Origin of the sequence: Kineosporia sp. R_H_3 (genome assembly GCF_002198675.1) — a bacterium.
Taxonomy (GTDB): Bacteria; Actinomycetota; Actinomycetes; order Actinomycetales; family Kineosporiaceae; genus R-H-3.
Genome location: NZ_MWLL01000238.1, coordinates 1 through 24,038 on the forward strand (window position 1 = coordinate 1; position 24,038 = coordinate 24,038).

Below are 24,038 nucleotides of genomic sequence, written 5' to 3' on the forward strand. Positions count from 1 at the left end.
GCTGACGTGATCGTGAGCATAGGCGGAGGCGCTGCGGCATCCCGCGCGGCGGGCGGTGGGGCCGGTGGACGCGGGACGGAACAGGGTGGGGCTGCTCATCGGGTGCTCCTGGGGTCGTGGTGCCGGGAGATCGGTCCGCGGGCCCCTCCGAGCGGCCCGACACCCCTTGGACGCCACCCGGGCCCACGGATTTGCACGGCCCTCGATCTTTTCCGCGCGGGATGCCGCAGCGCCTCCGCCTATGCTCACGATCACGTCAGCGGCTCGCGGAACTCGTCCGTCGGGCCGGCAAATCGAGCGGCCCGTGCGTCGTCCAAGGAGCGTGGGACATGTCGGGGCGGTCGCGGTGAGCGACGGCGGGCTGCGCGATGCGCGGCTCGACCGGGCGCGCTCGGGCGACGTCGCGGCGTTCACGTCCCTGCTGCGCGAGCACGACGACGCGATGCGCGCGGTCGTCTGGTCGGTCGTGCAGGACCGCTGGCTCATGGACGACGTGCTCCAGGTCGCCTACGAGAAGGCGTACGTGTCGTTGCAGGGGTTCCGCGGCGACTCCTCGTTCCGGACGTGGCTGCACCGGATCTGCTGGACGACCGCGATCGACACCCTCCGGGCGGAGGGCCGGCGCCGCTGGTCGCCGATCGGTGAGGAGGCCGAGGCCACTCCGAGCGCCGTCGCCGGGCCGGAGCAGCGCACCGTCGACCGGCTGTCGATCACGGCGGCGTTCGCGGCCCTCTCGCCCGAGCAGCGCACGGCCATCGCCCTCGTGCTCCTCGACGGCCTCACGTACGAGGAGGCCGGGCGGGTCTGCGGGGCCCCGGCCGGCACCGTCGCCGCCCGCGTGAGCCGCGGGCGGGCACGCCTCGTCGAGCTGCTCGGCGACGACGCGCCGCGGGACCGCGGCGCCCCGCTCCGGACCGCACCCGTCGGGCCGCAGCCGGGCCGTCCGGCGTCCGGGCGGGCGCCGCCGCGCGGGTCGCCGCTGCGCTCGGTCCCGGACCCTGCCGGCGACGGACCACCCGCCGGACGACCTGATCACCTACCTGGCGACAGACCTAACGAACGACCTGACGAACGACCTGCACCACGGGAAGGAGGACGGCCATGAACGACGACGAGCTCACCCGGCGCCTGCGCGACGCCGTCCCCGAGCACCGCGCGACGTTCTGGGAGGACCTCGAGCAGCGGCTCGCCGACGCCCCCGCCGACGCCCCCGGCACGGGCGGCGGCACGGTGGAGCTGGACGTCGTCCGCGACGCACCGCGTCGCAGGGCCCGGCGGCCGGCCCGCCCGCTGCTCGTCGTGCTCGGTGCCGCCGCGGCCGTGGTCGCCGTCGTCGGCGCCGGGGCGCTGCTCACCGGTGAGGCGCCGACCGAGGCACTGCCCGCCGTCCCGACGCTCACGTCACCGCCACCGACCCCGGACGCACCGCCGACGTCACGGTCGGCGTCCCCGAGCGCGACCCCGACGACCGAGCGCCCGACCACGTCCGCGCCGGCGCCGTCCTCGTCGCGGCCGGCCACCGGCACCCGGAGCGTCACCACGGCGCCCACCGGAACCGGCACCGGGACCCCGACGCAGCCCCGGGCGACCGCGTCCACCCCGGGCGCACCGCAGGTGACGACGACCCTGACGCTGACGTCGGGCGCCGGCGAGCGCGCCGTCACCGTCGACGCCGTGACCCGGGGGAGGGCGCCGCTGACCATCGACGGCGCGACCGTCGAGCTGAACACCGGCCCCGAGGCCTGGCTCATGGGCACCGTCGTCGACTTCGGGGACGGCGGCACCGACGGCTCGGACCCGGGCAGCGCGACGTGCGCCGCCGACACCCCGCTCACCGACGTCGACCGGCGCAGCGAGCTGAGCCACACCTACGCGGCGGCGGGGACGTACACGATCACCTACACCGTGCGCAGCTGCCGGGCGGACCAGAGCGGCTCGACGACGGACAGCACGGCGACGTTGCGGGTCACGGTGCGCTGAGCGACCCGGCACCGGGCCGGGCCGCGGCGCCGCTCACTCCCGGCGCGAGCCGAAGACGATGTCGTCCCAGCTGGGCACGCTCGCCCGCCGGTTCTTCCGGGACGCGGCACCCGCGGTGCCGGCACCGGCCGCCTTGGGCAGCGGCTCGTCGCGCGACGACGCGGGCTCGGGCAGGGCGCCCGGCTCGTCGTCGTCCGGCCGGTCGGGGTCGGCGTCCGGGAGCCGGAGCACCTCGGCGTCCCCCGCGAGCTCGGGGCGGGAACGGGGCGGGTGCGCGGCCGGCGGCTCGCCGAGCTCGTCGGCCCGGGCGAGGAACGCCTCGACGGGGTCGTCGGTGTCCGCGGTCGTCTCCGTGCCGTCCTCGAGCCGCTGCCGGCGGCCGCGCCGCTCGCGGAGGCTGTCGAGCAGGTCGAGCGTCGAGGTACCGGTGCGGGCGGCGGGCTCGCGGTCGGGCCGGCTCTCGCGGACCGGGGCGTCCCGCAGGTCCGGCTCGCGCGGCTCGGTCCGGCGCGGTTCCGGCCGCCGGGCCTCCGACGGCCGCTCGGGAGAGCGGACGTCGACCTGGCGCGGCTCGGCCGGGCGCTCGGCGGTGCGGGCCTCGGCCGTGCGCGGCTCGGAGCCGCAATCGGTGCGCTCCGGCGCGTCGGCGTCGCCGCCGGGCCGCACCGCGCCGTCCGACTCGACGTCGTAGACGACGTCGCGGGTGGTGCTGCGGCTGGGGCGCAGCGGGTCGGGCACGGGGGCGAGCCGGCGGGCACCCGGCGGCAGGACGCCCGGCTCCGGGGCGTCGTCCTCGGTGAGCCAGCGGGCCTCGTCGTCGAGCGGGGAGACGTGCCGCAGCTGCGGGTCGAAGGTCCAGCTCCCGGCCCGGGTGCGGCCACCGGCGGGGAAGGTCAGGGTGACGACCCACTGGCCGTCGTCGCGCCGGAAGGCGTCCCATACGGCCGCGTCGTCCTCGACCTCGCGGCGGGCGAGCCGCTCGCTGACGAGCTCGCCGAGGGTGGGCTGGGTGCCGGCACCGGGGCGCCGGACCCGGACACCGCGCGCCTGGCGCGAGACGAACTCGCGCTCGGCGAGGACGGGGCCCTCGAAGCGCTCGACGTGCTCCAGCGGCAGGCCCGCCTCCTCGGCGACCTCCTGCGCCGTGTGCCCGGCACGGATCCGCGCCTGGATGTCGCGCGGGCGCATCCGCCCGTCCATCTCGATCTGCAGCTGACCCAGGCGGGCGCGGTCGCGCCGCACCGCCGCCCGCAGCGGCTCGTCGACCCGCACGCGGAACCTCTGGCCGTCCGCCCCCGAGAGCACCAGATGCTCGCCGTCGTCATGGACGCCGACGAGCGTGAGGTCCTGCATGCTCCACCTCCAGACTCGTCCAGTGCACGACTCTGCCACCCCCGGCCGGGGAACCGAAGCACCAGACCGGGCGTGGCGGGTGCGCAACCTCACGAAACGCCCGTCCCAGGCCGTGTTTCCGCGGTGACGGTGAGCCTGCCCCTACCGTTCGTGCGTGATGCACGACGCTCTGCTGCTGCCCGTCCGGCTGGTCATCCTGCTCGTGCGGGCCGGTGACCTCGCTGCCGGTCCGCTCGCCGCGGCCGAGGCGGTGGTCCGCACGCCGGTCGCCGTCGAGGTGCTCGGGGTCTTCGTCTTCGGCCTGTCCGGCGGGCTGCTCGCCGTCGCGAAGCGGTTCGACCTGTTCGGGGTGCTCGTCATGGCGGGCGCCGCGGCCCTCGGCGGCGGCCTGCTGCGCGACGTCCTCCTCGGGGTGACGCCGCCGGTCGGGATCAGCGACCCGCGGCTCGTCGGGGCGGCGGTCGTCGCAGGGCTCGTGACGTTCGTGTGGCACCCGAGGGTGCAGCAGGTGGCGCGTGCCGTGCTCGTGCTGGACGCCGCCGGGCTGGGGCTGTTCTGCGTCGGGGGCACCGTCAAGGCGCTCGACCTCGGCGCGGGCCCGCTCGCCGCGGTCGTCGTCGGCGTCCTCGCGGGGGTCGGCGGCGGCCTGCTCCGCGACCTGTTCGGCGGCGAGGTGCCCCAGGTGCTCGCGGGTCGCGAGCTGTACGCGACGCCCGCCCTGCTCGGGTGCGTCGCCGTCGCCGGGCTCGACGCCGCGGGGGCGCTGCGCGCGTGGGTGCCGCTGTCGGTCGCGGGGCTCGTCTTCGCGCTGCGGCTGCTCGCCGTCCGGTTCGGGCTCGAGGCACCGCAGGCCCTCGGCCCGGCGCGCGAGCCGGGCCCGGACTTGGGAGGATGCGGTCCGTGACCGAGACCTCTGACACCGTGACGGGCGTGGCCGCCGCCGACGTGGCGCCGTACGACGCCGTCCTGCTCCTGTCGTTCGGCGGGCCCGAGGGCTCCGACGACGTCATGCCCTTCCTGGAGAACGTGACCCGGGGCCGGGGGATCCCGCGCGAGCGGCTCGAGGCCGTCGCCGAGCACTACCTGCACTTCGGCGGCCGCAGCCCCATCAACGACCAGAACCGGGCGCTCCTCGCGGCGCTGCGGGCCGAGCTGGACGCACGCGGCGTCGGTCTGCCGCTGCTGTGGGGCAACCGGAACTGGGCGCCCTACCTCGTCGACGCCCTCCGTGAGGCCCACGAGGCGGGCACCCGTCGCGTCGTCACCGTCGTCACGAGCGCCTACTCGAGCTACTCGGGGTGCCGGCAGTACCGCGAGGACCTCGCTGCCGCGCTCGGCGTGCTCGCCGCCGAGGGCCACGTGCTCGAGGTCGACAAGGTGCGGCACTACTACAACCACCCGGGGTTCGTCGCACCCGTCGTCGACGCCGTCCGCTCCGGCCTCGCCGGCCTGCCGGCCGCCGCGCGCGAGCGGGCCCGGGTCGTCTTCGTCACGCACTCCGTGCCGACGGCGATGGACGACGTGAGCGGCGAGGGCTCGGCCGTCGGCGGCGGCGCCTACGTCAGGCAGCACCTCGACGTCGCCGGGACCGTGATGTCGTCGGTCACGGCGTCGCTCGCCCCGGACGGCGGCGCAGCCCCGGAGTGGGACCTCGTCTACTGCTCGCGCTCCGGCCCGCCCACGCAGCCCTGGCTCGAGCCGGACGTCAACGACCACCTCGAGAAGCTCGCCGCGGGCGGGACGACGGGCGTGGTCGTCGTGCCCGTCGGCTTCGTCTCCGACCACATGGAGGTCGTGTTCGACCTCGACACCGAGGCGGCGCAGACGGCCGACCGGCTGGGGCTCCCGTTCGTCCGGGTGCCGACCGTGGGGACCGACCCGCGGTTCGTCGCCGGCCTCGTCGACCTCGTCGTCGAGCGGGCAGCGCAGGCCCGCGGCGGCGACCCGGACCGGCCCGCGACGGGTGCCCTCGGCCCGTCGCACGTCACGTGCCCGGTCGGCTGCTGCCGGAACCTGCGGGCCGACCGGCCGGCCGCCTGCGGCGCGGACTGGGTGGCCCCGGTCGTGGAGCCGGCCCGGGGGTGAAGGATGGCGGCGTGACCGACACCAGCAGCCGCCCCACCCCTGCCGTTCAGGACGCGAACGGCGTGCACGACGTGCACGCCCTGCTCGCGCTGTGCGAGCACGTCGCCCGCCGCGCGGGGGTCGTCACCGTCGCCGACCGGCCGCGGGACCTCGCCGTGGCGTCGACGAAGTCGAGCCCGACCGACGTCGTCACCGAGATGGACCGCCGTACGGAGACGCTGCTGCGCGAGATCCTCTCGGCGGCGCGGCCGCAGGACGGGCTGCTCGGCGAGGAGCAGGGCCACGAGACCGGCAGCAGCGGGCTGACCTGGGTGTTCGACCCGATCGACGGCACCGTCAACTACCTCTACGACATCGGCGTCTACGCGGTGAGCGTCGCCGTCGTCGAGGGCGACCCGGCCGTCGAGGGAGCCTGGCGCCCCGTCGCGGGCTGCGTGCACAACCCCGTCACCGGGGCGACGTGGACCGCCGGTCGCGGCCTCGGGGCGTTCCTCGACGGCCGCCGGCTGACGATGGGCGAGCCGCCCGCGCTGGACCAGGCCCTGACCGGGACGGGCTTCGGCTACTTCACCGGCCGCCGGCGCACGCAGGCGAGGGTCGTCGCGGACCTGCTGCCCCGGGTCCGGGACATCCGCCGGATCGGCTGCGCCGCGATCGACCTCTGCATGGTCGCGACGGGCCGGCTCGACGTGTACTTCGAGCGCGGTCTGCACGCCTGGGACATGGCCGCGGCGCTCCTCGTCGTCGAGGAGGCCGGCGGTGTCGTCCGGGGGATCGGCGGCAAGCCGCCCGCCGAGGCGATGGTCGTCGCCGGTGCGCGACCGCTCGTCGACGTGCTGGCCGCGGCCCTCGAGGAGCTGGACGCGGACGGCGACGACGCGCCCGCCCCGGGCGGCGCTCAGGACTGAGCCGCGGACTCCTGGGTGCGCAGGTCGACGAGGGGGACCCCGACGGACGGGGTCGTCACGCCGTAGGCCGCGAGCGTCTCCGCGACGCCGGCGATCCGGACGCCGTGGTCGGCGGCGAGCCGGGCGAGCGACTCGAGCTCCCCGAGCCGGACGTCCACCAGGTAGTCGTCACCGGCGCTGCGCGCCTCGTCGAGCGCCTGACAGGTCTGGGAGATCCGTGTGCTGATCGTCGCGTCGAACGTCACGTCCACCTCTTCTCTCGGCATCGGAGCTGCTGGTCGCTGCGGGCTGCTGCGTGCGTGCGCAGGGCGGAGATCGGGCCCCCCGGCGATCCGCCGACCCTAGGCCACGGCTCCGACATCCGGAACCCTTGCCGAGCCGGGATGAGATGCACCCCACGTCCGCGTTCCCCCGGAAAGCGCACCGTTCGGGCACCATTCGGACGGCACGTGCGCGAGTCGTGACGAGCCGTCGCGGTGCGTCGCGGGCACGGTGCCGCCACGCCGAACGGTGAGCCGGTTCGCGGTCCGCGCCGACGTAGTGCAGAATCCGTGCGCCGCCGGGGCACAAAACGGCGACGCCGTGCGTTCACCGCGAGGCGCCGCAATGAAGGCGGCGACGGAACGGCCCACCGGTGCAGGCACCACCGCATCATGGGCAGCTACCCCGACGCAAGACACGAGCACTTCCGACCCGGAGCGTGACCTAGATGGCGACCGACTACGACGCACCGCGCAAGACCGACGACGAGCTCAGCGAGGACTCGATCGAGGAGCTGAAGGCGCGGCGTGTCGACAAGACCTCCAGCACCGTCGACGAGGACGAGATCGAGGCGGCCGAGGGCTTCGAGCTGCCCGGTGCCGACCTCTCCAACGAGGAGCTCTCCGTCCGCGTCCTGCCCCGGCAGGCGGACGAGTTCACCTGCTCGAGCTGCTTCCTCGTGCACCACCGCAGCCAGCTCGCCCGCGAGAAGGCCGGACAGATGATCTGCAAGGAGTGCGCGGCCTGACGCCACGCCCGCACGTGGTCCCTGGGGGCAGGGACCGGCAGCACGACGAAGACGTACGACCGAGAGCTACGACCGAGGGGACCGACGTCCAACGCCCGACGGTGCCGACGGCACCGCCGGGCGTTCGGCTTGTCCGGGGCGGTCGTCAGACCCGGCGATGCCCGAGCCGGGCGCTCTCCAGCGCCGCTGCGAGCCGCTCGGGCCGGCGGGTCGAGACCAACCAGTACGGGGTGTCGTCCTGCGGGTCGTCGAGCCGCACCCGGACGCCGCCCGCCACCCAGCCGCGCAGGCACAGGTAGGCGCGGGCGTCGAGCTCGACCGACCTCGCCCGCCGCATCGCCTCGGCGTCGAGCGCCTCCACCCCGCCGACGTACCCGACGGGCAGCCGCGCCCGGCCCGCGACGAACAGCTCCGGGTCGACCGCGACCACCGCGGTCGTCCGCACGAGCGCGACGACGACGAGGACGAGGACGACGACGGTGACGACGAGCGCCGCCGTCGCGTCGACCCGCGAGAGGACGACGCCGAAGGACCCGGCGAACCCGGCCGCGACGAGCCAGACCCACCAGGCCGGGGTGAGGCGCTCGTGGTAGCCGCCGGGGGAGGGCGACGAGGACGGGGACATGCCGCCAAGCCTGCCACGGCACGGCCGGGCCGCGGGCGGGCGGCGGGTGACGGCGGGACCACGCGGAGCCGATACCGTGTCCCCTCGTGAGCGGTGACGGTGCGATGCGGGGGGACGTCGAGGTCCTCCTGCTCCGGCTCGACCCGGGGCTCCCCGTGCCGTCGTACGCGCACCCGGGCGACGCCGGGGCCGACCTCGTGACCGCCGTGGACGTCACGCTCGCCCCCGGCGAGCGGCGGACGGTGCCGACCGGGACGGCGATCGCGCTCCCCGACGGGTACGCCGCCTTCGTGCACCCGCGCTCGGGGCTCGCCGCCAAGCACGGGGTGACGATCGTCAACGCACCCGGCACGGTGGACGCCGGCTACCGCGGGGAGATCAGCGTCACCCTGCTCAACACGGACGCCGCCCGGCCCGTCGCGCTGACCCGCGGGGACCGGGTGGCCCAGCTCGTCGTCCAGAAGGTGGAGCGCGCCCGTTTCGTCGAGGTGACCCGGCTGCCGGGGTCGCTGCGCGGCGAGGGCGGGTTCGGCTCCACCGGGGGGTTCGGCAGCACAGTCGATGCGGGGCAGGGCCCCGGGAGAGGTGAGGTCCAGTGAGCCCGCTGTTCCGCCGCCGGCGTCAGGACGACCCCGCCGAGGAGACCGGCCACGACGAGGTGACCGACGAGGCCGGTGTCGAGGAGGAGCCCGAGGCGCCCGCAGACGCGTCGCCGGAGGTCTTCGACCGCTCCCGCGGCCCGTGGGACGTCTCCGAGGTGGAGTCCACCGAGGGCTACGTCGACCTCGGCGCGGTCCTCGTGCCGGGTCGCGACGGCATGGAGCTGCGGCTGGAGATCGACGAGGCGGCCGACCGGGTCACCTCGGCGACGGTCCAGCTCGAGGGTTCCGCCGTGCAGCTCCAGGTCTTCGCCGCGCCGCGGACCGAGGGCATCTGGGACGAGATCCGCTCCGAGATCGCCGCCGGCATCACCCGCCAGGGCGGGACGGCGGACGAGGTCCCCGGCCCGTTCGGCCGTGAGCTCATCGCCCGGATCCCCGTCCGGACCGCCGACGGACGGACCGGGCACCAGCCCGCGCGCTTCGCCGGCATCGACGGGCCGCGCTGGTTCCTGCGCGCTGTCTTCCACGGCCTCGCTGTCCACGAGCCGGAGCAGGCCGCGGGTGTCGAGGACGTCGTGCGCAGCCTCGTCGTCGTCCGCGGGGCCGAGGCCATGGCGCCGCGCGAGCTGCTCTCCCTGCGGCTGCCCGAGCAGCCCGCGCCGGCCGAGCCGGAGGAGCCCGAGGGCGCGCAGCGCGAGCCGCTGGAGCCGTTCACCCGGGGGCCGGAGATCACCGAGATCCGCTGACGCGGCACCGTTGCGGCGGCGCGTCGTCCCGGCGGGCGGCACGGGTGCTCGGGGACGCCGGGACTGACTTACGCTGGACCCATGGGTCACGAGGGGAAGTCCCGGCTGCGGGCGGCGCTCGCGCGGTTCACCGCCTCGCAGCACGAGGTGCACGCCGAGCAGGAGCAGGAGCGCGCCGCCCAGCTCGGCGGCACGCCGATCGTCGAGCTGGCGCAGCGCCGGCCGGCGACGGTCTGCGGCACGCTGCGGTCGGTGACGCTGCGGCCCCGGGCCGGCGTCCCCGCCCTGGAGGCCGAGCTGTACGACGGCAGCGGGCACCTCTCGCTCGTCTGGCTCGGCCGGCGGCACATCGCGGGCATCGAGCCGGGGCGCCGGGTGCGCGTGCACGGCATGGTCACGCAGTCCGACGGTGAGCCCGCGATCTACAACCCGCGCTACGAGCTCGTCGCGAAGTCGCATGGCTGACCCCTACGGCCCCCCGGCGGCTGCTCAGGCCCCCGGGCCCGCGGAGCCGGACGCCGGCGGGCCGGGCCTCAAGGCCGGGCTGGCACAGGCGATGCAGGAGCAGTTCTCGTTCGAGAAGGCGTTCGGCGGCGTCCGGGGCGTGCTCGAGTCGGTCGTCCCGGTGACGGTGTTCTCGGTCGTCTACGGCGTGACCCGCGAGGTCACGCCGTCGGCGGTCGCCGCCGTCGTCCCCGCGGTCGTCCTCGCGCTGTGGCGGCTCGTCGCCCGCGAGCCGCTGACCCAGGCGATCGGCGGGCTGCTCGGCGTCGGGCTCGGGGCCTTCATCGCGGTGCGGACCGGCCAGGCCCAGACGTTCTTCCTGCCGTCGATCATCAAGAACGCGGCCTGGGCCGCGGGCTACCTCGTCTCGATCCTCGTCCGCTGGCCGGCGATCGGGCTGCTCCTCGGGTTCATGCTGGGGGAGGGCTCGAACTGGCGCACCGTGCCGGCCCGGATGCGGGCGTACGTGCTCGCGACGTGGCTGTGGTTCGGGATGTTCGCGGTCCGGCTCGCCGTCCAGGTGCCGCTCTACCTCGCGGACAAGCCGGCCACGCTCGGTGCGGTCAACGTCGGGCTCGGGCTGCCGCTGTTCGGGCTCGTCGTCTGGGGCACCTGGCTCGTCGTCCGCAGGGTGCCGGCGGCGCGCCCCGAGGGGGCGGAGCCGCTGCTCCACCTGCCGCACCTGCACCACGTGCACCAGCAGGACGAGGAGGGCGACCGCGACGACGAGCCGTCGTCCCCGGTCGTCCAGCGCCCGGTCCCGGAGACCTGAGCCGCTCCGGGCCGGTCGGCGACCGCGTCGGACGTCCGTCCGGACGTGCGCTCAGACGTGCGTCGGGCTGAGCAGCTTCTGGAGCGCGTCCTCGCTCTCGGGGGTGGCGACGAACATCAGCTCGTCGTGCGCCTCGAGGGTGTCGTCCCGGCTGGGGGCGATCGGGCGCTCGGCCCGGATGATGCACACGAGCACGGTGTCCGCCGGCCACTCGATGTCGCCGACCCGGGTGCCCGCGATGGGGGCGTCCGCGGGCAGCGTCAGCTCGACCATGTTGGCCTGGCTCTGCTGGAACGTGAAGATCCGGACGAGGTCGCCGACGGAGACCGCCTCCTCGACGAGCGCGGTCATGAGGCGCGGCGTCGAGACCGCGACGTCGACGCCCCAGGCCTCGTCGAACATCCACTCGTTCTTCGGGTTGTTCACCCGGGCGACCGTGCGCGGCACGCCGTACTCGGTCTTCGCGAGGAGCGAGACGACGAGGTTGACCTTGTCGTCGCCGCTCGCGGCCACGACGACGTCGCAGTCGGCCAGGCCCGCCTCGGCGAGCGAGGCGATCTCGCACGCGTCGGCGAGGAGCCACTGGGCGTCCGGGACGCCCGCGACCCGGATGGCGGCCGGGTCCTTGTCGACGAGCAGCACCTGGTGGCCGTTCCCGAGGAGCTCGCGGGCGATCGAGCGGCCCACGCTGCCGGCGCCGGCGATGACGACGCGCATCACGCCACCTCGACCGGCGCCGTCGCGAGCACCCGCTCGACGGCCGCGATGTCTGACTCGCGCATGGTCACGTGCACGAGGTCGCCCTCCTGGTAGACGGTGTCCTTGGTCGGCACGATGCCGTCGCCGAGCCGGGTCAGGTACGCCACCCGGGCGCCGGACGCCGCCTCGAGGACCGCGAGCGGCCGGCCGACCCAGCCGATGTGCACGCGCACCTCGGCGAGCACGAGGCTGCCGGAGGCGTCCCGGTACTCCGAGACGGCGCCGACGGGCAGCAGCCGGCGGACCATCTGGTCGGCGGTCCAGCGGACCGTGGCGACCGTGGGGATGCCGAGCCGCTGGTAGACCTCGGCACGGCCCGGGTCGTAGATCCGGGCGACGACGTTCGAGACGCCGAAGGTCTCGCGGGCCACCCGGGCGGCGAGGATGTTCGAGTTGTCGCCGTTGCTCACCGCGGCGAAGGCGTAGGCGTCGCTGATGCCGGCCTCGATGAGGGTGTCCCGGTCGAAGCCCATCCCGGTGACCCGCTGGCCTTCGAACTGGGCCCCGAGGCGGCGGAAGGCGTCCGGGTTCTGGTCGATGACGGCGACGGTGTGGCCGCGGTCCTCCACGAGGTGCGCCAGGGTCGACCCCGCGCGTCCGCAGCCCATGATCACGAAATGCACAACCGGCTCCGCGCCTCGTGCGGTTGCGAGGGACGCAACCGCGGGTTCACCACTGGTGGTTCCTGACACGCCGACGCTACACGCAACCGGGGCGGGCCTACGATGAGCGCTCGTGCCCGCGTTCACCGATGCCCTCAAGCGGCTTCTCGTCGGTCGCCCCGTCCACAGCGAGCGACTGTCCGAGACCCTGCTGCCGAAGCGCATCGCGCTGCCGGTCTTCGCCTCGGACGCGCTGTCGTCCGTCGCGTACGCCCCGGACGAGATCTTCCTCACGCTCGCGTTCGCCGGTGTCGCGGCCCTGACCGTGTCCCCCTGGGTCGGGCTCGCCGTCGTCTTCGTCATGACGATCGTCGTCCTCTCGTACCGGCAGAACGTCCACGCCTACCCCTCGGGCGGCGGCGACTACGAGGTCGCGACGACGAACCTCGGCGTCCCGGCCGGGCTCACGGTGGCCAGCGCGCTGCTCGTCGACTACGTGCTCACCGTGGCCGTGTCGGTGTCGTCGGGCGCGCAGTACGCGGCGGCCGCGATCCCGGCCCTGCAGGGCTACGAGGCGATCGCCGCGGTCGTGGTCGTCGTGCTCCTCATGACGATGAACCTGCGCGGCGTCCGCGAGTCCGGGGCGGCGTTCGCCATCCCGACCTACGCCTTCATGCTGAGCATCATCGGGATGGGGATCTACGGCTTCGTCCGCCTCGCGCTCGGCGACCTGCCCCAGGTCGAGAGCGCCGGGTTCGACATCGAGGCCGAGAGCCAGTTCGCGCAGGGGCTCACCGGTCTCGGCTGGGGCTTCCTCCTGCTGCGGGCGTTCTCCTCGGGGTGCGCGGCCCTCACCGGTGTCGAGGCGATCAGCAACGGCGTCCCCGCCTTCAAGAAGCCCAAGAGCAAGAACGCCGCGACGACGCTCGCCCTGCTCGGCGGCATCGCCGTGACGATGCTCATGAGCATCATCGTGCTCGCCCAGGCGATGGGCCTGAAGTACGCCGAGGAGCCCGCCACCCAGCTCCTGCGCGACGGGGTCCCGGTCGGGACGTCGTACGAGCAGCACCCGGTCATCAGCCAGATCGCCGAGGCGCTCTTCGCGGGCTTCCCGATCGGCTTCTACGCGATCGCGGCGGTCACCGGCCTCATCCTCGTGCTCGCGGCGAACACGGCGTTCAACGGCTTCCCGGTGCTCGGCTCGATCCTCGCGCGCGACGACCTGCTCCCGCGCCAGCTCCACACCCGCGGCGACCGGCTCGCGTACAGCAACGGGATCATCCTGCTCGGCGGCTCGGCCGCGGCGCTGATCCTCGCCTTCAACGCCGAGGTCACCAAGCTCATCCAGCTCTACATCGTCGGCGTCTTCATCTCCTTCACCGTGAGCCAGACGGGCATGGTGCGGCACTGGACGCGGCTGCTGCGCACCGAGGTCGACCCCGCCGCGCGCGGGCGGATGCAGCGGTCCCGCGTCATCAACGCGATCGGGCTGACGATCACCGGTGTCGTCCTCCTCATCGTCCTGGCGACGAAGTTCGTCCGCGGCGCCTACCTCGCGCTCATCGCGATGGCGCTGCTCTACCTGCTCATGCTCGCCATCCGCCGGCACTACCTGCGCGTGCGGGCCGAGCTCGCGGTCACCGACGACACGAAGAACCGGGTGCTCCCGTCGCGGGTGCACGCGATCGTCCTGGTGTCGAAGATCCACAAGCCGACGATGCGGGCGCTGGCCTACGCGCGGGCCTCGCGGCCCTCGGTGCTCGAGGCGATCACCGTCGTCGTCGACCCGGACGAGACCCACCGGCTGCAGGCCGAGTGGGACGCCAAGGACATCCCGGTGCCGCTGCGCGCCCTCGACTCGCCGTACCGCGAGATCACCCGCCCGGTCGTCGACTACGTCCGCAGCATCCGCCGGGAGAGCCCGCGCGACCTCGTCGTCGTCTTCGTGCCCGAGTACGTCGTCGGGCACTGGTGGGAGCAGATCCTGCACAACCAGAGCGCCCTGCGGCTGCGCACCCGGCTGCACTACACGCCCGGCGTCGTCGTCGCCAGCGTGCCCTGGCAGCTCGCGTCGTCCGAGGGGCTCGCGGACAAGGAGGAGCCGGTCGCGCCCGGGGCGCTGCGACGCACCGGCACCGTCGGCGCGCTCGCGGACGACGACACTCCCGCCGACCGATGAGCGGCACCGGGACCGGCACGCCCGTGGCCGGCGACCTCGTCCCTCTCGAGGTCGGTCCGGTCGCGCACGGCGGGCACTGCGTGGCCCGGCTCGACGGCCGGGTCGTCTTCGTCCGGCACGCGCTGCCGGGGGAACAGGTCGTCGCCCGGCTCACCGAGGCCGGTGCGCAGGACCGGTTCTGGCGCGCGGACGCCGTCGAGGTGCTCCGCGCCGCCGCCGACCGGGTCGAGCCGCGCTGCGCCGTCGCCGGGCCGTCCGACGGCCGGGGCCGCGGCTGCGGCGGCTGCGACTGGCAGCACGTCTCCACGGCCGGGCAGCGCACGCTGCTCGCCGACGTCGTCCGCGAGCAGCTCGCGCGGCTGGCGCGGATCGACCGGCCCGACCTCGTCGTGGAGCCGGTCGCGGGGGACGCCGACGGGCTCGGCTGGCGCACCCGGGTGCGGTTCGCCGTGGACGCCGAGGGCCGCCCGGGGCTGCGCGCGCACCGCTCGCACACCGTCGTCCCCGTCGAGCACTGCCCGATCGCCCACCCCGAGGTCGACGCGGTCGGCGTCGGCACCCGGCTCTGGCCGGGCGTCGCCGCGGTCGAGGTCGTCGCCGGCGGCACCTCCCGCGACGGCGCGGCGGCCGCCGAGCGGCTCGTCGTCGTCGAGCCGGTGGCGCCGCCGAAGGCACCGCGGCCGACCGGGCCGGCGCACCGTTCCGTCGGGAAGGCCCGGGCCGCCCGCCGGGACGGCCGCCCCGGCGCTCCCGCCGCGCCCGTGGCGACCGCTGCCGGACCGACCACGCCCGCCGCCCCGGTCCGGGTCGACGTCCCGCCGCTGGCCGCCGAGGCTTCGGTCGCACGCCGCGACGGCACCGCCGTCCAGCGGGTCCGCGGCCGGGCCTGGGTCGCCGAGCACGTCGTCGTCGACGGGGTCGCGCGCGACTTCCGGGTCACCGGCGGCGGTTTCTGGCAGGTCCACCCGGGCGCCGCGCAGACCCTGCTCGACGCCGTCCTCGACGCGGCCGCGCCGCAGCCGGGGGAGCGGGCCGTCGACCTCTACTGCGGGGTCGGCCTGTTCAGTGCCGGCCTCGCGGAGCGGGTCGGGGTGACCGGCACGGTCATCGGCGTCGAGAGCGACGACCGCGCCGTGCGGGACGCCCGCCGCAGCCTGCACGACCTGCCGAACGTCCGGCTCGTCGTCGGCCGGGTCGAGAAGGTCGTCACCGGCGCCGCGACGCAGGCCGACGTCCTCGACCGGGCGGACGTCGTCGTCCTCGACCCGCCCCGGACCGGGGCCGGCCGCGCCGTCGTCACCGCGGTGCTCGCCGCCCGGCCGCGGGTCGTCGTCTACGTCGCGTGCGACCCGGCGGCGCTGGCCCGTGACCTCGCCACGGCGGCCGAGCAGGGCTACCGGCTCGACGCGCTGCGCGCGTTCCAGCTGTTCCCGATGACGCACCACGTGGAGTGCGTCGCCACGCTCGTGCCGGCCTGACCACCCCGACGGCGGACTGGTCTCTTGACGTCAAAGCATGTATCTTGATGTCAAGAGATTCGTCCGCCTCTCGTCGCGCGACGGCGCCGGTCGGCGCACGGGCCGGCACCCGGGCGCCCCTGCGGTTCGTCCCGGGCCCGGGCTGCGGCAGGATTGGCGCACGGTGGGGAACGAACGCCACTTGAGCGAAGGAGCGAGGCGTTGAGCAAGGACACCTTCGGAGCCCGTGGAACCCTCGAGGTCGACGGGGCCGGGTACGAGATCTTCCGCCTCGCGGCGGTGGACGGCGCGCAGCGCCTCCCGTTCAGCCTCAAGGTGCTGCTGGAGAACCTCCTGCGCACCGAGGACGGCGCGAACATCACCGCCGACCACATCCGCGCCCTGGCCGGCTGGGACCCTGCGGCCGAGCCGGACACCGAGATCCAGTTCACGCCGGGCCGCGTCATCATGCAGGACTTCACCGGGGTCCCGTGCGTCGTCGACCTGGCGACCATGCGCGAGGCCGTCGTCGACCTCGGTGGTGACCCGGCGAAGATCAACCCGCTGGCGCCGGCCGAGCTCGTCATCGACCACTCGGTGATCATCGACGTCTTCGGCCGCCAGGACGCCGTCGAGCGCAACATGGAGCTCGAGTACGAGCGCAACCGCGAGCGCTACCAGTTCCTCCGCTGGGGCCAGACGGCCTTCGACGAGTTCAAGGTCGTCCCGCCCGGCACCGGCATCGTGCACCAGGTGAACATCGAGTACCTCGCGCGGGTCGTCATGACGCGCGAGGTCGGGGGAGTCCTGCGGGCCTACCCCGACACCTGTGTCGGCACCGACTCGCACACGACGATGGTCAACGGCCTCGGCGTCCTCGGCTGGGGCGTCGGCGGCATCGAGGCCGAGGCGGCCATGCTCGGCCAGCCCGTCTCGATGCTCATCCCGCGCGTCGTGGGCTTCCGGCTCACCGGCGAGATCCCGGCCGGCGCGACCGCCACGGACGTCGTCCTGACGATCACGCAGATGCTGCGCAAGCACGGCGTCGTCGGCAAGTTCGTCGAGTTCTACGGCGAGGGCGTCGCCGCCGTCCCGCTCGCGAACCGGGCGACGATCGGCAACATGAGCCCGGAGTTCGGCTCGACCTGCGCGATCTTCCCGGTGGACGACGTCACGATCGACTACCTGCGCCTCACCGGTCGCTCGCCCGAGCAGCTCGCGCTCGTCGAGGCCTACGCCAAGGAGCAGGGGCTCTGGCACGACGCGGCCAAGGAGGTCGTGTACTCGGAGTACCTCGAGCTCGACCTCTCGACGGTCGTCCCGAGCATCGCCGGCCCGAAGCGCCCGCAGGACCGCATCGAGCTGTCCGGCGCCAAGGAGGCGTTCCGCACCGTGCTCGCCGACTACGCGGGCCCGGCGACGGACGGCCCCCGGGCGTCGAAGAAGGTGCCGGTCACGATGGCCGACGGCACGCAGACCGAGATCGACCACGGCGCCGTCGTCATCGCCTCGATCACGTCGTGCACGAACACGTCGAACCCGTCGGTCATGCTCGCCGCCGCGCTCCTGGCGAAGAACGCCGTCGAGAAGGGCCTCACGGTCAAGCCGTGGGTCAAGACGTCGCTCGCCCCGGGCAGCAAGGTCGTCAAGGACTACTACGAGAAGGCCGGGCTCGTCCCGTACCTGGAGAAGCTCGGCTTCCACATCGTCGGCTACGGCTGCACGACGTGCATCGGCAACTCCGGCCCGCTCCCCGAGGAGGTCTCGGCCGCCGTCCAGGCGAACGACCTCTCGGTCGTCTCGGTGCTCTCGGGCAACCGGAACTTCGAGGGCCGGATCAACCCCGACGTGAAGATGAACTACCTCGCGTCGCCGCCGCTCGTCATCGCCTACGCGCTCGCCGGCACGATGGACTTCGACGTCGAGAGCGACCCGCTCGGCCTCACGCCGGAGGGCGAGCCGGTGTTCCTGCGCGACGTCTGGCCCTCGCCGCAGGACGTCGAGACGACGATCGCGCACGCGATCACGCAGGAGATGTTCACGAAGGACTACGCCGACGTCTTCGCCGGTGACGAGATGTGGCGGTCGCTGCCGACGCCGACCGGTGACACGTTCGCCTGGGACGCCGGTTCGACGTACGTCCGCAAGCCCCCGTACTTCGACGGGATGGGGATGGGGACGACGCCGGTCTCGGACATCTCGGGCGCCCGGGTGCTCGCCCTGCTCGGCGACTCGGTGACGACGGACCACATCAGCCCGGCCGGCTCGATCAAGGCCGACAGCCCGGCGGGCAGGTACCTGTCCGAGCACGGCGTCGAGCGCAAGGACTTCAACTCCTACGGCTCGCGCCGCGGCAACCACGAGGTGATGATCCGCGGCACGTTCGCGAACATCCGGCTGCGGAACAAGCTCCTCACCGACGTCGAGGGCGGCTTCACCCGCAACTTCCTCGCCGGCGGCGAGCAGACGACGATCTACGACGCGGCCCAGGCGTACGCCGCGGCGGGCGTCCCGCTCGTCATCCTCGCCGGCAAGGAGTACGGGTCGGGCTCGAGCCGCGACTGGGCCGCCAAGGGCACCGCCCTGCTCGGCGTCAAGGCGGTCGTCGCCGAGTCGTACGAGCGGATCCACCGGTCGAACCTCATCGGCATGGGTGTCCTCCCGCTGCAGTTCCCGGCGGGGGAGTCGGCGGCGACCCTCGGGCTGACCGGAGCCGAGACCTTCGCGGTCGCCGGCGTCGAGGAGCTCAACGCGGGGAGGACGCCGCGCACCGTCCGGGTCACCGCGACGGCCGCCGACGGCACCGTCACGGCCTTCGACGCCGTGCTCCGGATCGACACTCCCGGCGAGGCGGAGTACTACCGCAACGGCGGGATCCTGCAGTATGTCCTTCGGCAGCTGGTTCGCGGCTGACCCGGACGACGTCCCGCACGTGGAGGGGCCCGGCCGGTCGGCCGGGCCCCTCCGTGCGTCCGACGCGGAGGCGAACACGGTCTGTGCGCGAGGTCACGGGCACGAGTCGCAATCGTTACGAAGCAGTGACCGCCCTTCGGCCGCAAAGCCCTTCCCTGCACCGCCCCGGCGGAATAAGTTGCGGGCGGCAACATATCCGGGACCGCCGAGGCTCCCGCGGGCGCACATCGCCCCGCGTGGTCGCAGGCCTCCCGGGGAGATGTTTCCGCGACCCGCTGGGAGGGGCCGCGGAAGTGTAGGGACCCGTGACCGCGGGCCCTCGATCTGGGGCATTGACGCCCCAGGAAGGACCGGAGCATGCGCAAGGGTTTGGTTGGTCTGATCGCCGTAGGTGCCGCGGGCGCGATGGCGCTCTCCGCCTGTGGTGGTAGCTCCAGCGGTGGCGACACCGGCGCCGGCACGTCGGAGACGTCCGCCGCCGCCGCGGGCAAGATCGGCGTCATCCTCCCCGACTCGGCCTCGTCGGCCCGCTGGGAGACCGCTGACCGCAAGTTCCTCGAGGACGCCTTCAAGTCCGCGGGTGTGCAGTACGACATCCAGAACGCGGGTGGCGACAAGACCAAGTTCGCCACCATCGCCGACGGCATGATCTCGGGCGGCGCCAAGGTCCTCATGATCGTCAACCTGGACTCCGACACCGGTGCGGCCGTCATCAAGAAGGCCACCGCTGCTGGCATCCCGGTCATCGACTACGACCGCCTCACGCTCGGCGGCGGCGCGGCGTACTACGTGTCCTTCGACAACGTGGCCGTCGGCACCGCGATCGGCGAGGGCCTCGTCAAGGGCATGCAGGCGAACGGCAAGAAGGACGGCCCCGTCGTTCTCCTCAACGGCTCGCCGACCGACAACAACGCCACGCTGTTCAAGCAGGGCTACGAGACGGTCATCAAGGGCGCGGGCTACACCGTCGCGGCCGACCAGGCCGTCCCGGACTGGGACAACACGAAGGCCGGCACGATCTTCGAGCAGATCTTCACGCAGACGAAGGGTGACTTCGTCGGCGTCGCGGCCGCGAACGACGGCCTCGGCGGTGCGGCGATCGCCGTCCTGCAGAAGAACAAGCTCGCCGGCAAGATCCCGGTGACGGGCCAGGACGCGACCGACGAGGGCCTCCAGCGGGTCCTGCTCGGCACGCAGTACGTCACGGTCTACAAGGCCATCAAGAAGGAGGCCGACGCGGCGTCCGCGCTCGCGATCTCGCTCATCAAGGGCGACAAGGCGGCGGCCGACGCCGCGGCGACCGGCAAGACCAAGGACAGCACCACCGGTGCGGACGTCCCCTCGGTCCTGCTCACGCCGCAGGCGATCTACAAGGACAACGTGAAGGACGTCATCGCCGACGGCTTCACCACCAAGGAGAAGGTCTGCACCACGCCGGAGCTCCAGAAGGCGTGCACGGACAACGGCATCTCCTGATCGGGAACGGACGGTCGGTCTGACCGACCGCAGCCGGTGACCAGAACCTGATGGTCACCGGGGAGTGCCACACCGGGGGGCCCGGGTCCACACTGGGCCCGGGCCCCCTGGTCCCGTCCCGGTCCCGCCGCGAGATGCGAGGAAGCATGAGCACGTCCACGAGCAGCACGACCCCGCTGCTGAGCCTGCGGGGGATCAACAAGAGCTTCGGCGCGGTCCACGTCCTCAAGGGCGTCGACCTCGACGTGTGGCCGGGCAAGGTCACGGCCCTCGTCGGCGACAACGGCGCCGGCAAGTCGACCCTCATCAAGGGCATCGCCGGCATCTACAGCTTCGACTCCGGCTCCTACTCCTTCGAGGGCCAGCAGGTCGAGGTCACCAACCCGAAGCAGGCCAACGCGCTGGGCATCGAGGTCGTCTACCAGGACCTCGCGCTCTGCGACAACCTCGACGTCGTCCAGAACCTGTACCTCGGCCGCGAGGCCACGAGCGGGGTCATCCTCGACGAGACGACGATGGAGCGGAAGGCGACCGAGACCCTCAAGGGCCTGTCCGTCCGCACCCTGAAGTCCGTCCGGATGAAGGTCTCGAGCCTGTCCGGTGGCCAGCGCCAGACCGTCGCCATCGCGCGCGCCGTGCTCTGGAACAGCAAGCTCGTCATCCTCGACGAGCCGACCGCGGCGCTCGGCGTCGCGCAGACCGAGCAGGTCCTCCAGCTCGTCCGCCGGCTCGCCGACGCGGGCCTGGCCGTCATCCTCATCTCGCACAACATGAACGACGTCATCCGGGTCGCGGACAACGTCGCTGCGCTGTACCTCGGCCAGATGGCCGCCCAGGTCCCGTCCGAGTCCCTGAGCCACGGCCAGATCGTCGAGCTCATCACCGCGGGCCGCAGCGGCGACCTCGGCCTCAAGGCGCCCGACAAGGAGGTCGTGGCGTGACCACGAGCACAGCAACCCCGGCCCCCGAGGTCATCGAGGAGGGCGGCGGCATCGGCGGCGCGCTCCGCGACTACGTCGCGCGGCTGCGCGGCGGCGACACCGGCTCCCTGCCCGCCGTCCTCGGCTTCATCGTCCTCGTGATCTTCTTCTCGGCGACCGCCGAGCCCTTCACCTCCAAGCTCAACTGGGCGAACCTGCTCAACCAGAGCGCGGCGTACATCTTCATCGCCATGGGGCTCGTCTTCGTGCTGCTCCTCGGCGAGATCGACCTGTCCGCCGGGTACACCGCAGGCACCTCCGCGGCGATGATGGGCGTCGTCATGACCCAGAAGGGCTTCGCCTGGCCCATCGCGGTCCTCGCGTGCCTCGTCACCGGCGCGGTCATCGGGCTCACGATCGGCATCCTCGTCGCGAGGCTGGGCATCCCGTCGTTCGTCGTGACCCTGGCCTACTTCCTCGGCCTGCAGGGCGTGCTGCTCCTCGTCATCGGCGAGGGCGGCACGATCGCGATCCGGGACAAGACGATCCTCGCGATCAACAACAACAACATGTCCACCTGGATGGGGTGGGTCTTCTTCCTCGTCGTGGCCGGTGGCTACGCCGCGGTGACCTTCGGCCAGCAGGCCCGGCGGCGCGCCGCCGGTCTGCCGACGGCGGCGACCTCGGTCGTGCTCGCCAAGGTCGGCGGGCTGGCCCTGCTCCTGGCGATCGTCACGTTCTTCCTCAACCAGGAGCGCTCGGTCAACCCCGTCCTCAACTCGCTCAAGGGCGTGCCGATCATCGTCCCGGTGACGGCGCTGTTCGTCGTCGGCCTCACGTTCGTCCTCACCCGGACGTCGTTCGGCCGTCACGTCTACGCCGTCGGCGGCAACGCCGAGGCGGCCCGCCGGGCCGGTATCAACGTGGGCAACATCAAGATCGCCTGCTTCGTCATCGGGTCGGTGCTCGCCGCGATCGGCGGCATCCTCATCGCCTCGCGCGACAACTCGGTGTCCCCGACGAGCGGCGGGTCCTCGACGCTGCTCCTCTCGGTCGCCGCGGCCGTCATCGGCGGCACGTCGCTGTTCGGCGGCAAGGGCCGGATCATCGACGCCGTCATCGGCGGTCTCGTCATCGGCGTCATCTACAACGGGCTGCCGTTCATCACGCAGCAGGCCGGCATCCAGTTCGTCGTCACCGCCGGTGTCCTGCTCCTCGCGGCGAGCGTCGACGCGATCGCGCGCCGGCGCGCATCGGCGACCGGCAGGTAACGGGACCGGACCACCGGACGAGCCCGCCCGGCGGGTGCCTCGCGCACCCGCCGGACGGGCCGTCCGCCGGTGCCCGCACGCCCCCGTCCAGGACCGACGCAGCGTCGCCACGGCACCGATCGGACAGGAGGGTGCATCACCCATGCCCCCGAAGTCGCGCACGTCCGCAGCCGCCAAGGGCGGGACCCAGGAGGACGTCCGGCGGCACAACCTCGGCACGGTCCTGCAGCACCTGCACCTCGCGGGTCCGCTGACCCGGGCCGAGCTGACGGCCCGGATGGGCCTGAACCGCAGCACCATCGCCGCGCTCGTCTCCGAGCTCGTCGCGCTCGGAGCCGTCCGGGAGGAGCGGCCCGCGGGCTCCCAGACCGGTGCGGGTCGCCCGTCCCTCGTCGTCCGCCCGGCCGACGACCACCTCCAGGTGCTCGCCGCGGACGTCGGGGTCGACCGGGTCGTCGTCGCGCTCGTGGGGCTCGGCGGGCGCGTCGTCGCACGCCGCCGGCGGCGCCTCACGAGCGGCAGCCCGGCGTCCGTGGCCTCGCTCATCCGTCGCCTCGTCGACGCCGTCCTCACCGACCCGGCGGCGGGGGAGCACATCCTCGGCCTCGGGGTGTCCGTCCCCGGTGTCATCCGGCACTCCGACGGCTGCGTCCGGTTCGCGCCGAACCTCGGCTGGGTCGACGCGCCCTTCGGGGACCTGCTCGCCCAGCAGCTGGGCGGGCTGCCCGTCAGCGTCGGCAACGACGCCGACCTCGGCATCCTCGCCGAGCACCGACGCGGGGCCGCCCGCGGCTACGACGACGTCGTCTTCATCGCCGGCGAGGTCGGCGTCGGCGGCGGTCTCATCGTCGGGGGCGCGCCGCTCGTCGGGGCCGGCGGCTACGCCGGCGAGCTCGGGCACGTGCTCGTGCATCCGCAGGGCCGGCCCTGCCGGTGCGGGGCCCGCGGCTGCTGGGAGACCGAGATCGGCGGCCCGGCCATCGCCCGGGCGCTCGGGCTCGGCAGCGTGACGACCGAGGACCTCGTCGAGGCGATGCGCTGCGCCGCCGCCGAGGGCAGCACGGCGCTCGACGGCGTCGCCCACCACGTCGGCCTCGGGCTCGCCACCATCGTCAACATCATCAACCCGCGCCTGGTCATCATCGGCGGCCTGCTCCGCGAGCTGTTCCCGTCGAACGCGGCGGCCGTCCGCGCATCCCTGGACGCCGCGGCCCTCACCGCGACCGCCGAGCAGGTGACCCTCGTGACCCCCGAGCTCGGCGGGGACGCCGTGCTCGTCGGGGCGTCCGAGCTCGCCTGGCAGGACGTCCTCGACGACCCCGCGGGCACGCTGCGCCGCAACCGCCGGCTCGCGCCGACGCGGTCGATGTCGGCGAGGGTGACGGCGTCGTGACCGTCCCGCCGGGCTGGCCGGCCGACGTCCGGCCCCCCGGCGCACCGGACTGGGAACGCTCCGCCGTGGCCTGGCTGCTCGACCTCTGCCCGCCGGACTACCGCGGGTACCCGGTGCTCACCCGCCGCCCGGTCGCGCTCGCCTGGGTCGCCTCCCGGCACGTCGAGGCGGCGCTCGAGGGCGCCCGGCGGGCGCTCGCCGGGGTCCGGACGGCGCTGTCGGACGCCGTCGAGCCGCAGGCGCTCACGGCGCTCGTCGAGACGCTCGAGACCGAGGTCGCCCGGCTCCTCGGGACCTCCCGCGCGGTCGGCCTCGTCGAGGAGGCGCTCCGCGGGCGGCGGCACGTCCCGCGGCTGTGACGCGGCCGGCTCGAGGACGTGACCCCGGGGGGCGCGATGTGGAGACCGGGTGGAAGTCCGCACGGATGTGACGCAAAAGCCCGGCTCCGCCGGGCCGGGACAGCGGGCCGGACCTAGACTCGAAC

The 24,038-nt window shown here is 74.0% G+C and carries 23 protein-coding genes; 18 read left to right on the forward strand and 5 right to left on the reverse strand.

The window, feature by feature from the left end:
* Positions 1–322 precede the first annotated feature (322 nt).
* The gene (locus ECOMGDLI_RS29870) at positions 323–1,105 is read left to right on the forward strand and encodes an RNA polymerase sigma factor (protein WP_158221210.1); all 783 of its coding nucleotides are present in this window, start codon (positions 323–325) and stop codon (positions 1,103–1,105) included.
* Positions 1,102–1,980 carry a hypothetical protein gene (locus tag ECOMGDLI_RS29875; RefSeq protein ID WP_088320472.1) on the forward strand — a complete coding sequence of 293 codons (879 nt, stop codon included), beginning with the start codon at positions 1,102–1,104 and terminating at the stop codon, positions 1,978–1,980. The genes ECOMGDLI_RS29870 and ECOMGDLI_RS29875 overlap by 4 nt, the downstream gene beginning before the upstream one ends.
* 33 nt (positions 1,981–2,013) lie before the next feature.
* On the opposite strand, the gene sepH is transcribed toward ECOMGDLI_RS29875, so the two are convergent.
* The gene (gene sepH / locus ECOMGDLI_RS29880; RefSeq protein ID WP_088320473.1) at positions 2,014–3,333 is read right to left on the reverse strand and encodes a septation protein SepH; all 1,320 of its coding nucleotides are present in this window, start codon (positions 3,331–3,333) and stop codon (positions 2,014–2,016) included.
* 157 nt (positions 3,334–3,490) lie between these two features.
* On the opposite strand from sepH, the gene ECOMGDLI_RS29885 reads away from it, so the two are divergent.
* From ECOMGDLI_RS29885 to ECOMGDLI_RS29895, 3 genes are read left to right on the forward strand one after another with little or no spacing between them, the layout of a single operon-like run.
* Complete coding sequence (locus ECOMGDLI_RS29885; protein WP_088320474.1) at positions 3,491–4,237, forward strand: trimeric intracellular cation channel family protein; 747 nt, start codon at positions 3,491–3,493, stop codon at positions 4,235–4,237.
* A complete protein-coding gene (locus ECOMGDLI_RS29890) occupies positions 4,234–5,418 on the forward strand; it encodes a ferrochelatase (protein WP_233153678.1) in 1,185 nt (394 codons plus the stop codon). Before ECOMGDLI_RS29885 ends, ECOMGDLI_RS29890 begins: the two co-directional genes overlap by 4 nt.
* Positions 5,419–5,429: 11 nt before the next feature.
* Positions 5,430–6,326, forward strand: coding sequence for an inositol monophosphatase family protein (locus tag ECOMGDLI_RS29895; RefSeq protein WP_233153679.1), 897 nt, complete (start codon positions 5,430–5,432; stop codon positions 6,324–6,326).
* On the opposite strand, the gene ECOMGDLI_RS29900 is transcribed toward ECOMGDLI_RS29895, so the two are convergent.
* Positions 6,317–6,592 carry a hypothetical protein gene (locus tag ECOMGDLI_RS29900; RefSeq protein WP_158221211.1) on the reverse strand — a complete coding sequence of 92 codons (276 nt, stop codon included), beginning with the start codon at positions 6,590–6,592 and terminating at the stop codon, positions 6,317–6,319. The genes ECOMGDLI_RS29895 and ECOMGDLI_RS29900 overlap by 10 nt on opposite strands.
* Before the next feature lie 443 nt (positions 6,593–7,035).
* Here ECOMGDLI_RS29900 and ECOMGDLI_RS29905 point away from each other — a divergent pair, with 443 nt between their 5' ends.
* A complete protein-coding gene (locus ECOMGDLI_RS29905; RefSeq protein WP_088283090.1) occupies positions 7,036–7,335 on the forward strand; it encodes a DUF4193 domain-containing protein in 300 nt (99 codons plus the stop codon).
* A 145-nt stretch (positions 7,336–7,480) separates the two neighbouring features.
* Here ECOMGDLI_RS29905 and ECOMGDLI_RS29910 read toward each other — a convergent pair whose 3' ends face one another.
* Positions 7,481–7,960 carry a DUF3093 domain-containing protein gene (locus tag ECOMGDLI_RS29910; protein WP_088320478.1) on the reverse strand — a complete coding sequence of 160 codons (480 nt, stop codon included), beginning with the start codon at positions 7,958–7,960 and terminating at the stop codon, positions 7,481–7,483.
* Positions 7,961–8,064: 104 nt separating this feature from the next.
* Here ECOMGDLI_RS29910 and dut point away from each other — a divergent pair, with 104 nt between their 5' ends.
* The 4 genes from dut to ECOMGDLI_RS29930 all read left to right on the forward strand — a co-directional run bounded on the left by dut (position 8,065) and on the right by ECOMGDLI_RS29930 (position 10,584).
* On the forward strand, positions 8,065–8,559 hold the full coding sequence (gene dut, locus ECOMGDLI_RS29915) for a dUTP diphosphatase (RefSeq protein ID WP_088320497.1): 495 nt from the start codon (positions 8,065–8,067) through the stop codon (positions 8,557–8,559).
* Positions 8,556–9,308, forward strand: coding sequence for a DUF3710 domain-containing protein (locus tag ECOMGDLI_RS29920; protein ID WP_198955312.1), 753 nt, complete (start codon positions 8,556–8,558; stop codon positions 9,306–9,308). Before dut ends, ECOMGDLI_RS29920 begins: the two co-directional genes overlap by 4 nt.
* Before the next feature lie 81 nt (positions 9,309–9,389).
* Positions 9,390–9,773, forward strand: coding sequence for an OB-fold nucleic acid binding domain-containing protein (locus tag ECOMGDLI_RS29925; RefSeq protein WP_088320479.1), 384 nt, complete (start codon positions 9,390–9,392; stop codon positions 9,771–9,773).
* Positions 9,766–10,584 (forward strand): DUF3159 domain-containing protein, encoded by an 819-nt coding sequence (locus ECOMGDLI_RS29930; protein WP_088320480.1) that lies wholly within the window; start codon positions 9,766–9,768, stop codon positions 10,582–10,584. Before ECOMGDLI_RS29925 ends, ECOMGDLI_RS29930 begins: the two co-directional genes overlap by 8 nt.
* Positions 10,585–10,635: 51 nt before the next feature.
* Here ECOMGDLI_RS29930 and ECOMGDLI_RS29935 read toward each other — a convergent pair whose 3' ends face one another.
* Positions 10,636–11,301: a TrkA family potassium uptake protein gene (locus ECOMGDLI_RS29935; RefSeq protein WP_088320481.1), complete on the reverse strand. Its 666-nt coding sequence runs from the start codon at positions 11,299–11,301 to the stop codon at positions 10,636–10,638.
* Positions 11,301–11,966, reverse strand: coding sequence for a TrkA family potassium uptake protein (locus tag ECOMGDLI_RS29940; protein WP_088320482.1), 666 nt, complete (start codon positions 11,964–11,966; stop codon positions 11,301–11,303). The genes ECOMGDLI_RS29935 and ECOMGDLI_RS29940 overlap by 1 nt, the downstream gene beginning before the upstream one ends.
* Before the next feature lie 112 nt (positions 11,967–12,078).
* On the opposite strand from ECOMGDLI_RS29940, the gene ECOMGDLI_RS29945 reads away from it, so the two are divergent.
* The 8 genes from ECOMGDLI_RS29945 (at position 12,079) to ECOMGDLI_RS29980 (ending at position 23,913) form a co-directional block, all read left to right on the forward strand.
* Complete coding sequence (locus ECOMGDLI_RS29945) at positions 12,079–14,124, forward strand: APC family permease (RefSeq protein WP_088320483.1); 2,046 nt, start codon at positions 12,079–12,081, stop codon at positions 14,122–14,124.
* Positions 14,121–15,602 (forward strand): class I SAM-dependent RNA methyltransferase, encoded by a 1,482-nt coding sequence (locus tag ECOMGDLI_RS29950; protein WP_088320484.1) that lies wholly within the window; start codon positions 14,121–14,123, stop codon positions 15,600–15,602. Before ECOMGDLI_RS29945 ends, ECOMGDLI_RS29950 begins: the two co-directional genes overlap by 4 nt.
* A gap of 201 nt (positions 15,603–15,803) precedes the next feature.
* The gene (gene acnA, locus ECOMGDLI_RS29955; RefSeq protein ID WP_088320485.1) at positions 15,804–18,494 is read left to right on the forward strand and encodes an aconitate hydratase AcnA; all 2,691 of its coding nucleotides are present in this window, start codon (positions 15,804–15,806) and stop codon (positions 18,492–18,494) included.
* 357 nt (positions 18,495–18,851) lie between these two features.
* A complete protein-coding gene (locus ECOMGDLI_RS29960; RefSeq protein ID WP_088320486.1) occupies positions 18,852–19,970 on the forward strand; it encodes a sugar ABC transporter substrate-binding protein in 1,119 nt (372 codons plus the stop codon).
* A gap of 146 nt (positions 19,971–20,116) precedes the next feature.
* A complete protein-coding gene (locus ECOMGDLI_RS29965) occupies positions 20,117–20,911 on the forward strand; it encodes an ATP-binding cassette domain-containing protein (RefSeq protein WP_088320487.1) in 795 nt (264 codons plus the stop codon).
* Positions 20,908–22,161 (forward strand): sugar ABC transporter permease, encoded by a 1,254-nt coding sequence (locus tag ECOMGDLI_RS29970; RefSeq protein WP_088320488.1) that lies wholly within the window; start codon positions 20,908–20,910, stop codon positions 22,159–22,161. Before ECOMGDLI_RS29965 ends, ECOMGDLI_RS29970 begins: the two co-directional genes overlap by 4 nt.
* A 142-nt stretch (positions 22,162–22,303) precedes the next feature.
* Positions 22,304–23,554, forward strand: a complete 1,251-nt coding sequence (locus tag ECOMGDLI_RS29975) for an ROK family transcriptional regulator (protein ID WP_088320489.1) — start codon at positions 22,304–22,306, stop codon at positions 23,552–23,554.
* Entirely contained in the window at positions 23,551–23,913 is a 363-nt protein-coding gene (locus ECOMGDLI_RS29980) for a hypothetical protein (RefSeq protein WP_088320490.1), read from the forward strand. The genes ECOMGDLI_RS29975 and ECOMGDLI_RS29980 overlap by 4 nt, the downstream gene beginning before the upstream one ends.
* The last annotated feature ends 125 nt before the right edge of the window (positions 23,914–24,038 follow it).

Excerpts from the sequence above, each read along its gene's own strand:
- ECOMGDLI_RS29875 (WP_088320472.1), top strand. The coding sequence starts at position 1,102 with ATGAACGACGACGAGCTCACCCGGCGCCTGCGCGACGCCGTCCCCGAG.
- sepH (WP_088320473.1), bottom strand. The coding sequence starts at position 3,333 with ATGCAGGACCTCACGCTCGTCGGCGTCCATGACGACGGCGAGCATCTG.
- ECOMGDLI_RS29885 (WP_088320474.1), top strand. The coding sequence starts at position 3,491 with ATGCACGACGCTCTGCTGCTGCCCGTCCGGCTGGTCATCCTGCTCGTG.
- ECOMGDLI_RS29900 (WP_158221211.1), bottom strand. The coding sequence starts at position 6,592 with ATGCCGAGAGAAGAGGTGGACGTGACGTTCGACGCGACGATCAGCACA.
- ECOMGDLI_RS29905 (WP_088283090.1), top strand. The coding sequence starts at position 7,036 with ATGGCGACCGACTACGACGCACCGCGCAAGACCGACGACGAGCTCAGC.
- ECOMGDLI_RS29910 (WP_088320478.1), bottom strand. The coding sequence starts at position 7,960 with ATGTCCCCGTCCTCGTCGCCCTCCCCCGGCGGCTACCACGAGCGCCTC.
- dut (WP_088320497.1), top strand. The coding sequence starts at position 8,065 with ATGCGGGGGGACGTCGAGGTCCTCCTGCTCCGGCTCGACCCGGGGCTC.
- ECOMGDLI_RS29925 (WP_088320479.1), top strand. The coding sequence starts at position 9,390 with ATGGGTCACGAGGGGAAGTCCCGGCTGCGGGCGGCGCTCGCGCGGTTC.
- ECOMGDLI_RS29930 (WP_088320480.1), top strand. The coding sequence starts at position 9,766 with ATGGCTGACCCCTACGGCCCCCCGGCGGCTGCTCAGGCCCCCGGGCCC.
- ECOMGDLI_RS29935 (WP_088320481.1), bottom strand. The coding sequence starts at position 11,301 with ATGCGCGTCGTCATCGCCGGCGCCGGCAGCGTGGGCCGCTCGATCGCC.
- ECOMGDLI_RS29950 (WP_088320484.1), top strand. The coding sequence starts at position 14,121 with ATGAGCGGCACCGGGACCGGCACGCCCGTGGCCGGCGACCTCGTCCCT.
- ECOMGDLI_RS29960 (WP_088320486.1), top strand. The coding sequence starts at position 18,852 with ATGCGCAAGGGTTTGGTTGGTCTGATCGCCGTAGGTGCCGCGGGCGCG.
- ECOMGDLI_RS29965 (WP_088320487.1), top strand. The coding sequence starts at position 20,117 with ATGAGCACGTCCACGAGCAGCACGACCCCGCTGCTGAGCCTGCGGGGG.
- ECOMGDLI_RS29975 (WP_088320489.1), top strand. The coding sequence starts at position 22,304 with ATGCCCCCGAAGTCGCGCACGTCCGCAGCCGCCAAGGGCGGGACCCAG.